The organism is Micromonospora sp. NBC_01405 (assembly GCF_045040155.1).
Taxonomy (GTDB): domain Bacteria; phylum Actinomycetota; class Actinomycetes; order Mycobacteriales; family Micromonosporaceae; genus Micromonospora.
Map to the genome: position 1 here is coordinate 2,684,877 of NZ_CP109532.1, position 11,177 is coordinate 2,696,053.

9 protein-coding genes are annotated in these 11,177 nt (G+C 74.6%); 8 read left to right on the forward strand and 1 reads right to left on the reverse strand.

Translation table 11 applies throughout. The features are described from left to right. Positions 1-25 precede the first annotated feature (25 nt). From OG559_RS11145 to OG559_RS11155, 3 genes are read left to right on the forward strand one after another with little or no spacing between them, the layout of a single operon-like run. Positions 26-1,873 carry an ABC transporter gene (locus OG559_RS11145; RefSeq protein WP_405114906.1) on the forward strand — a complete coding sequence of 616 codons (1,848 nt, stop codon included), beginning with the start codon at positions 26-28 and terminating at the stop codon, positions 1,871-1,873. After that, a complete protein-coding gene (locus OG559_RS11150; RefSeq protein WP_405114908.1) occupies positions 1,870-3,561 on the forward strand; it encodes a GTPase in 1,692 nt (563 codons plus the stop codon). Before OG559_RS11145 ends, OG559_RS11150 begins: the two co-directional genes overlap by 4 nt. 53 nt (positions 3,562-3,614) lie before the next feature. Continuing rightward, complete coding sequence (locus tag OG559_RS11155; RefSeq protein ID WP_405114910.1) at positions 3,615-4,832, forward strand: hypothetical protein; 1,218 nt, start codon at positions 3,615-3,617, stop codon at positions 4,830-4,832. A 108-nt stretch (positions 4,833-4,940) separates the two neighbouring features. Here the strand turns inward: OG559_RS11155 and OG559_RS11160 are convergent, their stop codons facing one another. Continuing rightward, positions 4,941-5,573 (reverse strand): phosphoesterase PA-phosphatase, encoded by a 633-nt coding sequence (locus OG559_RS11160; protein ID WP_405116575.1) that lies wholly within the window; start codon positions 5,571-5,573, stop codon positions 4,941-4,943. Positions 5,574-5,665: 92 nt separating this feature from the next. Between OG559_RS11160 and OG559_RS11165 the strand changes: the two genes are divergently transcribed. The 5 genes from OG559_RS11165 (at position 5,666) to OG559_RS11185 (ending at position 10,885) form a co-directional block, all read left to right on the forward strand. After that, positions 5,666-6,262: a hypothetical protein gene (locus OG559_RS11165; protein WP_405114912.1), complete on the forward strand. Its 597-nt coding sequence runs from the start codon at positions 5,666-5,668 to the stop codon at positions 6,260-6,262. Between the two features lie 606 nt (positions 6,263-6,868). Next, positions 6,869-8,053 (forward strand): pyruvate dehydrogenase (acetyl-transferring) E1 component subunit alpha, encoded by a 1,185-nt coding sequence (gene pdhA, locus OG559_RS11170; RefSeq protein ID WP_405114914.1) that lies wholly within the window; start codon positions 6,869-6,871, stop codon positions 8,051-8,053. Continuing rightward, the gene (locus OG559_RS11175) at positions 8,053-9,042 is read left to right on the forward strand and encodes an alpha-ketoacid dehydrogenase subunit beta (RefSeq protein WP_405114916.1); all 990 of its coding nucleotides are present in this window, start codon (positions 8,053-8,055) and stop codon (positions 9,040-9,042) included. Before pdhA ends, OG559_RS11175 begins: the two co-directional genes overlap by 1 nt. Further along, positions 9,039-10,526 carry a dihydrolipoamide acetyltransferase family protein gene (locus OG559_RS11180; RefSeq protein ID WP_405114918.1) on the forward strand — a complete coding sequence of 496 codons (1,488 nt, stop codon included), beginning with the start codon at positions 9,039-9,041 and terminating at the stop codon, positions 10,524-10,526. The genes OG559_RS11175 and OG559_RS11180 overlap by 4 nt, the downstream gene beginning before the upstream one ends. 221 nt (positions 10,527-10,747) lie before the next feature. Next, positions 10,748-10,885 carry a hypothetical protein gene (locus tag OG559_RS11185; protein WP_387026307.1) on the forward strand — a complete coding sequence of 46 codons (138 nt, stop codon included), beginning with the start codon at positions 10,748-10,750 and terminating at the stop codon, positions 10,883-10,885. Positions 10,886-11,177: the final 292 nt, after the last annotated feature.

The window sequence follows — 11,177 nt, forward strand, 5'->3', positions numbered from 1 at the left end:
TGCGCCGGTCGGGCACGCTTTAGCGGTGACGACGCACGGGGACCCCGCCGCCCGCTCCGGTTCGCCCGCCGTCGCCGCCCGTACCGGCACCGAGGACGCCGGCAAGGACCCGTCCGGCCCCACCGGAGACGGCCTGCCCGCCGCGCTCACCGGCCTGCGGGCCGCGATCGGCGCGGCCCGGTTCCCGCTCGCCCTGCCCTCGGCCGACTCCGCCCGCCAGATCGGCGCGAGCCTCACCGCGCAGCTCGACGACTATCTCCTGCCCCGGATGGCCCGGCTCGACGCGCCGCTGCTGGTGGTCGTCGGCGGCTCCACCGGGGCCGGCAAGTCGACCCTGGTCAACAGCCTGGTCCAGGCCCGGGTCAGCGCCGCCGGAGTGCTCCGGCCGACCACCCGCTCGCCGGTGCTGGTGTGCAACCCGGCAGACTCCGGCTGGTTCCGCCAGGGCGAGCTGCTGCCGGGCCTCACCCGCACCAACGAGCCGAGCGAGGGCCCAGGGACCCTGCACCTGGTCACCGCCCCGGCGCTCCCCGCCGGGCTGGCCTTCCTCGACGCCCCCGACATCGACTCGGTGGTCGACGCCAACCGGGCGTTGGCCGGGCAACTCCTCGCCGCCGCCGACCTCTGGCTCTTCGTCACCACCGCCGCCCGGTACGCCGACGCGGTCCCCTGGGAGCTGCTGCACACCGCGCGGGCCCGGGGCGTGGTGATCGCGATGGTGCTCGACCGGGTGCCTGTGGAGGCGACCGACGAGGTGGCCGCCCATCTGGCCGAGATGCTCGCCGAACAGGGCCTCGGCGCGGCGCCGCTGTTCGTCCTGCCCGAGACGTGGGTGGACGGCCAGGGCCTGCTACCGGACCAGGTCACCGCCCCGCTGAGCACCTGGTTCGCCCGGCTGGCCGCCGACGCCGGGGCGCGGTCCGCCGTCGTCCGGCAGACCCTGGACGGGGCGCTGGCCGCCCTGCACCCCGCGGTGGCGGGGCTGGCCGACGCCGCCGACGAGCAGGTGGCCGCCGCCGACGCCCTCGACGAGCGGGTGCGGGCCGCGTACCGGGGGGCCGAGCGGGCCGTGGAGCAGGGGCTGAAGGACGGCCGGCTGCTCCGCGGCGAGGTGCTCGCCCGCTGGCAGGAGTTCGTCGGCACCGGTGAGTTCTTCCGCACCCTGGAGGCCCGGATCGGCCGGCTGCGGGACCGCCTGGTGTCCGCGGTGACCGGCCGGCCCGCGCCCGCCGCGGAGCTGCGCAACGCCATCGAGTCCCAGCTCGTCACGCTGCTGCGCGGGGTGGCCGCCGAGGCGGCCGAGAACGCGTACACCGGGTGGCGGGCGCACCCCGCCGGGGCGGCGCTGCTCGACCCGCCGCTGGCGCACCCGGCCGAGGACTTCCCCGCCCGCGCCGAGCGCCTGGTCCGCGACTGGCAGCGCGGGGTGCTGGAGCTGGTCCGGGCCGAGGGCGGCGACAAGCGGTTCGTGGCCCGCACCGCCTCGTACGCGGTCAACGCCACCGGGCTGGCCGTGATGATCGCCGTTTTCGCCTCGACCGCGTTCATCCCGACCGGGCTGGAGGTGGCCACCGGGGCCGGCACCACCGTCGCCGCGCAGGCCGTGCTCCAGGCGATCTTCGGCGACCAGGCCGTGCGTACGCTGGCCAACCGGGCCCGGGGCGACCTGCTGGCGCGGGTCCGGGAGCTGCTCGACGCCGAGGCCGACCGGTTCCTGTCCCGCACCGCGGCGGCCCGCCCGGCGGCGGACGCCGGCGACCCGCTGCGCGCCGCGGGCGACCGGGTGGAGGACGCCCGGCGCCGCAGCGGCCTGGCGACGGCCGACGCGCCGGTCCTGCCCGCCGCACCGACCCCGGAGGCCGAGGCCCGATGACCAACATCGCCGACCGGGTGCGCGCGGCGCTCCAGGGTGACCAGCGGGTCGACCCCGACGCGCTGATCGCCCGCCTGGACGCGGTCCGCCGGTTCCTCGACGCGGTGGACGGCCAGCTCCCAGACGCCCAGCTCGTGCCCGCGCACACCCTGGTCGAGCGGGCCGGCACCCGGCTTGCGCTCTCCCGGGACCACACCGTCGTCGCCCTCGCCGGGGCCACCGGCAGCGGCAAGTCGAGCCTGTTCAACGCGCTCGCCCGGCTGGGTCTCTCCCCGGTCGGGGTGCGCCGCCCCACCACCGGCGTGGCGCACGCCTGCGTCTGGGGTCCGCTGGACGGGGCGAACCGGCTGCTCGACTGGATCGGCGTGCTGCCCCGCCACCGGTTCGTCCGGGAGAGCGCGCTCGACGCCGACGACGAGTCCGCCCTGCACGGGCTGGTGCTGCTCGACCTGCCGGACTTCGACTCGGTGCAGCGGTCGCACCGGCTGGAGGTCGACCGGCTGCTCGGCCTGGTCGACCTGGTGGTCTGGGTCGTCGACCCGCAGAAGTACGCCGACCGGGTGATCCACACCAACTACCTGCGCGAGTTCCACCGGCACCGCGACGTGACGCTGGTGGTGCTCAACCAGGCCGACCGGCTGCCCCCGGCCGAGCTGCCCCCAGTGCTGGACGACCTGCGCCGGCTGCTCGACGCCGACGGGCTGGGCGGGGTGCCGCTACTGGCCACCACCGCCATCGACCCGGCCAGGATCGTCGAGCTGCGCGGGACGCTGGAACGCACGGTCGCCGGTCGGCAGGCCGCGCTGCGGCGCCTCGCCGGGGACGTCGACACGGTCGTCGCCGGGCTGGACGAGCTGGTCGCCGCCGACACGCCGGCCGCCGGGCCGGACGAGGGGACCGTCGGCTCGCTGAGCCGGGCGCTGGCCGGGACGGCCGGCGTGCCGGCGGTGGCGGCGGCGGTCGAGGGGGCGTACCGGCACCGGGCCGTGGCCAGCACCGGCTGGCCGCTGGTGCGGGGCTGGCGGCGGCTGCGCCCCGACCCGCTGCGCCGGCTGCACCTGCCCGGCGCGGTCTCCGGCACGGACGCGGGGGCCCCGGCGGAGAGCCTGGTCGCCGCGACCTCCGTACCCGATCCGACCGCCGCCCAGCGCTCGGCGCTGGGGCTGGCCGTGCGGGCGGTGGCCGACCGGTCCGGCGCGGGCCTGCCGGCACCCTGGGCGACCGCGGTGACCACCGCCGCCCGGTCCCGGCTGGGAGACCTGCCGGACGCGTTGGACCGCGCGGTGGCCGGCACCGACCTGGGGATGGACCGCAGGCCGGTCTGGTGGCGGTTCGTCGGCGCGGTGCAGTGGCTGGTCACGGTCGCCGCCGTCGCCGGCCTCGGCTGGCTCGCCCTCGGCTACGCGCTGCGGGCCCTCGGCCTGCCGGCGCTGGAGTATCCCCGGGTCGGCGAGGCCCCACTGCCCACCGTGTTGCTGCTCGGCGGCCTGCTCGCCGGGCTGCTGCTGGCCGCGCTGACCCGCCCGGTGGTGCGGTGGTCGGCCCGCCGGGCCCGCCACCGGGCCGAGAAGCGACTCACCGCCGCCGTCGATGCGGTCGGCCGGGATTACGTGGTGACGCCGGTCCGGGCGGTGCTCGACCGGTACGGGCAGGCGAGGCAGGCGTTGCGGGACGCCGAGCGCAGCTGAACCCCGGTCAGCCTTCACTGTCCGGGGCTCCCCCGCGGGCGTAGGGTCGACGCATGGCCACGCCTCAGACCCCCTACGACGCGGTGCTGCACGCCGCACGCGACGTGACCAGGCTCGACACCGCCCTCGATGCCGAGATGCTCGGCGCGGCGTTGTTGGGCAGCGTCTACGCGGTCGCGGAGACCGACCGGGAGGGGGCCGTCCGGGAGTTCGTCTCCGGCTTCCTCGCCGCCACCACCCGCCGCCGCACCGCTGCGGCAAAGACCATTCGCACCGTCTTCGCAGCCCTGGTGCCGGACGCGGAGGGCGCGGCGAAGGTCCACCCCGGCACCCAGGCCCCCGCCTGGTCCGAGCAGCTCGGCCGGGTGCACCTCACCGGCACCTGGTGCTACGGCGACGTGTACGGCGACCAGACCTCCTACCTGGCCACCTTCGCCTATGACGACGAGGCCGGCGGCCCCGAGCACGCGCTGGTGGCCCTGGTCGATCACAACATCGGCATCACCAAGGACATCTTCGTCGGTGGCCCTGCCGGCCGGATCGTCGACCAGGTCCGGGAGATGGTCGACGGCGACGAGTTGACCTGGTTCCGGGAGGAGGACCCGGCCAGGCTGCACGGCGAGGTCGGCCGGCACCTGACGGTCACCGACGAGCTGGGCGAGCTGCCCGCCGAGGGATCACTCGCCACCGACCGCGCGCTGGCCGGCGCGCGGCTCGCGCTGCTGCCCCCGCCGGCGCGCGCCGCCCGGGACGCCGAGCCGCTCTCCGGCGACGAGCGGACCGCCCTGGTCCGGGCGTTTCTCGCCTCGCCCGAGGCGGTCCGGTTCGATCTGGACCCGTCCGACGACGCGGGGCTCGCCTCGCTGCACTTCTGTCTCAGCCTGCTGCTCGACCACGCCGCGAGCTTCCCGGACGCGGACCCGCTGCGGTGGAGTCCCACGGTGGCCGAGCTGTTCCTGCTCGACTGGGTGCACCGGCGGGCCGTGCTCGACATGGACGACGCCGCGATGCTCCCCCGGGTGCTACGCGGCTGGGCGGCCTACGCGGCCAGGCGCAAGGGGCTGCCGGAGGCGGCGGCGACCCGGACCGACACTGCGATCGAGGAGATGATCCCGGAGTTCGCCCGGCTCTACTCGACAGGGGAGCGGCGCAGCCCGGCCACCGCGGCCGTGGCCCAGCTCATGGCCGACGGGGTGGACCCGGACGACCCGGTCGCCCTGGACGCCTGGATCGAGGCGAACCGGCACCGGCTCGCCGACGACGGGGCCTGAGCGGGCACGGCGTCGCTGCTCGGCCGCTGAGCCCGCCCCGACGGGGTGGCCGGCCCTGCCTGACGGCCCGCGCGGGCTGCGGGGTCAGGAGCGGCCGGGGCGGGCGGCTCAGCCGAGCGTGGCGTAGACGACCCCGGCGACCAGCCCGCCGACGGCGCCGCCGACCACCACCTGCGGGAGCGTGTGGGCGCGCAGCCGCACCCTTGACCAGCCCGCCAGCACGGGCAGCGGCGCGGCGGCCAGCAGCGGGGCGCCGAAGGTGAGCGCCAGGACGGCCACCGCCCCGGCGGCCACCGCCGTATGGATCGACATCTTCCACCAGTGGCTCACCGCCACCGCCACGACCAGCCCCACCACGCCGGCGGCCACCAGGGCGAGCAGCGGGCGGGGCGCGCCGAACGCCGCGAGCAGGGCCCACCCGATCGCCACCGAGGCCAGCCCGAACAGCAGCGGCAGCCGGCGCTGCTCGCGTACGCCGACGTGGTGGTCGGTGAGCCGTCCGCGCCGCACCCCGCCGAGGATGTACGCGAACGGGATGCCGCTGGCGAAGACGGTGGCGAGCAGCCCCCAGGCCAGCCCGTGGACCCCGCCCCGGGCTCCGTGCCAGGCGACCACCACGGTCAGCAGGGTCACCAGGACGGCTGGCGCGGTCAGCTCGGTGACCAGCCGGGCGATCCGCAGGCCCGGCTCGGTCGGCTCGGTCGGAACCGGGGGCTCGGCCGGGAGGTCCGGGCCGCTCAGCGCCCCGTCCCCGGTCGCGCCGGCCTGGCCCCGCTCCAGTCGCTGCCGCGCGTCTGCCCGCCGATCCGGTTCATGCTCCACGACCGCAGAGCATGTCGCGCGGCCGGGCGGCCGGGTCAACGGTCGCGCCGAGGCTGCTCGCGGTCGGCTCCGAACCGGTCGGCTCCGAACTGGTCGAGGGCCCGGTGTCGCCCGGTGGGGAAGGGGCCTGCGTCGAGTCGGAGAGCGTCACCGTGGGCGTCGGATCCGGCGTCGGCGGGTCGGTCGGTGACGGCACCGGCGTCGGGTGCGGTGCCGGGGTCGGGCTCGGTGAGGGAGGCGGCGTGGGCGGCCGGGGGGCCGGCGGGGGGATCGGCGCCGGGGGCGGCGGGTGGCGTATCGCGTCCGGGCCGGACCGATCGGGGTCGGCCGGCGGGGCCGGGGCCCGCGGCGCCAGACCCGGGGCGGACGGGCCGGTCGACGGCGCTACGACCATGCCCGGCCGGGTGGACGGGATCACCGCGGGCCGGCCGGTCACCGGCAGCGGAACGACCACCGGGCCGACGGACGGGGTGGGAATGAACGGGGTGCTGCTGTCCGGCAGCGCCGTGCTGCCCACCGTGGCCGAGCCCGCGCTGACGGCGGCGAGGATCGGCATCGAGGCGGTGCCGGCGAGCAGGGCGACCGTGAAGAGGTACCCCCGGCCGTGAGCGGCGAAGCCCGGGGCGCGGTGCGCGCCGACGACCCGGCGGTAGCCGCCCGCCGCGCGGTGCCGACCGAGCAGCGGAGCGGCCGGACCCTCACCTGACTGGGACACGCCATACTCCTCGTCGTCGGGCACGGTCACGGGCGACAGGGCAGCGATAAGCGGACATAAGCCCATGAAAGCCGCGCCCCGGCGTCATCAGCTTGGACCAGTGACGGTCAGTTCACCAGGCACCACAGCGTGTCGACACACAATTTGTCCGCCGCCGCCACCGGGACGCGAATCCGCTACGACAAATCGCCTGATGAGCCGCAAAGCTGACAGCGACCGGAAACCTGGGCGGGCGTACTGTGGGGCCCCTCACCTCCTCTGCGAATATGGACCACGACGGCAACGCAGCCGCGGCCTCCGCGCACCCCGCGGCAGGCCCGGTTGGGCGTCGGCGCTCCCGAACCGGGTTCGTCCCACGGATCCGGCTTCACGCCGCGCGGCAACCCCCACCGGGGCTAGGCGCGGCCGCCAGGACCAGCCCGGCACCGGCCGGGCCGGCGCACGATTTGCGCGGACGGGTCACCCCCGGTGCCGACGCAGACATGACAGGGAGAGACGGATGGCAAAGGGCGACCCCGGGGTCACCACCCGCGGCCGGCGGGCCGCACCCCGTTCCAAGCGGGCCGCGTCAGCGGCTTCCGGCAACCCGGAACTCGTACAGCTGCTGACGCCCGAGGGCGAGCGCATCGAGACGGCGTTCGGCCCGGACGGGACGGAGTACCGCGTCGACTTCACCGACGAGGAGTACCGCGGGCTCTACCGCGACCTCGTGCTGGTCCGCAAGCTCGACGCCGAGGCCACCGCGTTGCAGCGGCAGGGCGAACTGGGCCTGTGGGCGAGCCTGCTGGGCCAGGAGGCCGCGCAGGTCGGCTCCGGCCGGGCGCTGCGCAGCCAGGACATGGCCTTCCCGACCTACCGGGAGCACGGCGTCCTCTACTGCCGGGGCATCGACCCGATCATGCCGCTCGGCCTGTTCCGCGGCGTCAACCAGGGCGGCTGGGACCCGAACGAGTTCAAGTTCAACATGTACACGATCGTGATCGGGGCGCAGACCCTGCACGCGACCGGGTACGCCATGGGCATCCACATGGACGGCAAGACCGGCACCGAGGACGGCGAGGCGGTCATCGCCTACTTCGGCGACGGCGCCACCAGCCAGGGCGACGTCAACGAGGCGTTCGTCTGGGCCAGCGTCTTCAACTCCCCGCTGGTGTTCTTCTGCCAGAACAACCAGTACGCCATCTCCGAGCCCCTGGAGCGGCAGACCCGGGTGCCGCTCTACCAACGGGCCGGCGGCTTCGGCTTCCCCGGCGTCCGGGTCGACGGCAACGACGTGCTCGCCTCGTACGCGGTGACCCGGCACGCGCTGGACAACGCGCGGCTCGGCCAGGGCCCCAGCCTGATCGAGGCGTACACCTACCGGATGGGGGCGCACACCACCTCCGACGACCCGACCCGGTACCGGATCGCCAGCGAGGTCGAGGCCTGGCAGGCCAAGGACCCCATCGCCCGGATGAAGGCGTTCCTGGAGAAGCAGAAGATCGCCGACGCGGACTTCTTCGCCGACCTCGACGAGCAGGCCCGCGCCGAGTCGGTGCACCTGCGCGAGCGGGTGCTCGCCATGCCCGACCCCGAGCCGGTGACGATGTTCGACCACGTCTACCCGCACGGTTCGCCTGAGCTCGACGAGCAGCGGGCACAGTTCAGCCGCTACATGGAGTCGTTCGAGGGGAGGGCCCACTGATGGCCACGGAGACGCTCACCCTCGGAAAGGCGCTCAACACCGGCCTGCGCAGGGCCCTGGAGGACGACCCGAAGGTCATCATCATGGGCGAGGACGTCGGCAAGCTCGGCGGCGTCTTCCGGGTCACCGACGGGCTCCAGAAGGACTTCGGCGACCAGCGGGTGATCGACACCCCGTTGGCCGAGTCCGGCATCATCGGCACCGCGGTCGGCCTGGCCATCCGCGGCTTCCGCCCGGTCTGCGAGATCCAGTTCGACGGATTCGTCTACCCCGCGTACGACCAGATCGTGTCGCAGGTGGCGAAGATGCACTACCGCTCGCAGGGCAAACTCCGTATCCCGATGGTCATCCGCATCCCGTACGGCGGGGGCATCGGCGCGGTCGAGCACCACTCGGAGTCGCCGGAGGCGTACTTCGCGCACACCGCCGGCCTGAAGGTCGTCACCTGTGCAAACCCGCAGGACGGCTACTCGATGATCCAACAGGCGATCGCCTCGGACGACCCGATCGTCTTCCTGGAGCCCAAGCGGCGCTACTGGGAGAAGGGTCCGGTCGAGCTGGACGCCCCGCTGTCGGCGGCGTACCCGCTGCACTCGGCCCGGGTGACGCGACCCGGGACGGACGCGACCGTGCTCGCGTACGGCCCGATGGTGCGCACCTGCGTGGAGGCGGCGACCGCCGCCGCCGAGGACGGCCGGGAGCTGGAGGTCATCGACCTGCGCACGCTCTCCCCGCTGGACCTGACCGCCGCGTACGAGTCGGTGAAGCGCACCGGCCGGTGCGTGGTGGTGCACGAGGCCCCGGGCAACCTGGGCCTGGGCTCGGAGATCGCCGCCCGGATCACCGAGGAGTGCTTCTACTCCCTGGAGTCCCCGGTGCTGCGGGTGACCGGCTTCGACACCCCCTACCCGGCCTCCCGGGTGGAGGAGGAGTACCTGCCGGACCTCGATCGGGTGCTCGACGCCGTCGACCGGGCCTTCGGGTGGTGAGCGGCGTGTCGCGGATCAAGGAGTTCAACCTGCCCGACCTGGGCGAGGGCCTGGCCGAGGGCGAGATCCTCGCCTGGCTGGTCAAGGTGGGCGACATGATCGAGCTGAACCAGCCGATCGTCGAGGTGGAGACGGCCAAGGCTGCCGTCGAGATCCCGGCGAAGTGGGCCGGTCAGGTGCGGTCGATCTTCCACCCGGCGGGCAGCACGATCGAGGTCGGCACGCCGATCATCGCGATCGACACCGACCCGGGTGCCGGCCCGATCGAGGAGTCGACCACGGGCACCCCGTCGGCGGACCTGCCCACCCCGTCGGCGGCATCGCTGGCGGCGGTCGAGGTGGCCCCGAGCGAGGGCGCGGTCGAGCCGGGCCTGATCGGCGGCCCCGCCCCGGGCGGCCGCACCGCCGTCCTGGTCGGCTACGGCCCGCGCACCACGGCGGCCAAGCGCCGGCCGCGCAAGGCCGGCGTCCCGGCCCAGGCCACCGCCGCCCCGGCGACCCGCGCTCCGGCCGCCCCGGCACCGGTCCCGGCCGCCCCGGTGGTCGTCGCGCCGACGACCGGCAACGGCCACGGGGGTACGCGCGCAGGCGGGCCGGTGCTGGCCAAGCCGCCGGTACGCAAGCTCGCCCGGGACCTTGGCGTCGACCTGGCCGCGCTGACCGGGTCAGGTCCACTGGGCTCGGTCACCCGGGAGGACGTACGGCAGGCGGCGAGCGGCACCGCGACGGCGGCCGAGCCGCTGACGGCGGTGGCACCGACCACCACGGCGGCGAGCTTCGGCGCGGACCGCGAGCAGCGCATCCCCGTCAAGGGGGTACGTAAGCTCACCGCCGAGAACATGTCCCGCTCGGCGTTCACGGCCCCACACGTGACGGAGTTCATGACCGTCGACGTCACTCGGGCGACGAAGGCCCTGGACCGGCTGCGTGGCCGGCGGGAGTGGCGCGATGTCCGAGTCTCGCCGCTGCTGCTGGTGGCCAAGGCGGTGCTGCTCGCGGTGCGACGACACCCGATGGTCAACTCGACGTGGGCCGGCGACGAGATCGTCGTCAAGGACTACGTCAACCTGGGCATCGCGGCGGCCACCGAGCGCGGGCTGATCGTGCCGAACATCAAGGACGCCGGCCGGCTGTCGCTACGCGAGTTGGCGGACGCGATGACCGACCTCGTGCAGACGGCCAAGGCCGGCCGGACCTCGCCCGCCTCCATGTCCGGCGGCACCCTGACGATCACCAATGTCGGGGTGTTCGGGGTGGACACCGGCACGCCGATCCTGCCCCCGGGCGAGTCGGCGATCCTGGCCTTCGGCGCGGTCCGTGAGATGCCCTGGGTGCACAAGGGCAAGGTCCGTCCGCGTCAGGTGACCACGCTGGGCCTGTCCTTCGACCACCGGATCATCGACGGTGAGCTCGGGTCGAAGTTCCTCCGCGACATCGGGGACTTCCTGGCCGACCCGGAGGCGGCGCTGCTCGCCTGGACCTGACGGTTAGCCGACACCAGCGACGGCCGGTGTGCCACGGGTGAACGCCCGGCACACCGGCCGTCGCCGTTGGTAGAAGAAAACCCAGGCCAAAAGCCTCGTTGACCTACGATCCTTAGGCAGGTGTCCCAGCTCACCTAATAATCGATGGATTCCCCGCCCATCTTGCGCTTCAATGGACACATCAGGGGATGACAACCGAATAGCCAGGAGAAGAGACCCAGATGAGCATGATCGAGCGAATCCGCAACCGCCGCGACGCCAACCGCCGTGCCCGCGCCATCGAGCACGCGCTGCGTTCCGCCAACTCGCCTGCGGTCCGTGACGAGCTTCTCACCATCGCCCAGCGTCACATGAGCTGACGCCCCACACTTTTCTCTCCTCCTCCAGTTCGACGACCCGCCCGGTCACCCCGGGCGGGTCGTCGGCGTTTCGGACCGATTGACACCGGGATTCCGCCCCGCAGCACCGCCCGGTACGGTGGAGTTCGGTCGTCAACCACACCGTCCGGACCCGTCGCGCCGATAGATGCTGCTCGACACGGTCCGGCGACGCGGAGTGACGGCCGGTGCTCCCCGGTGCCGCGGGCGGTCACCGGATACGGTGCGGGGAGTCCCCGCTGCCGGTATCGCCGGCGACACCGGCACCGACGCC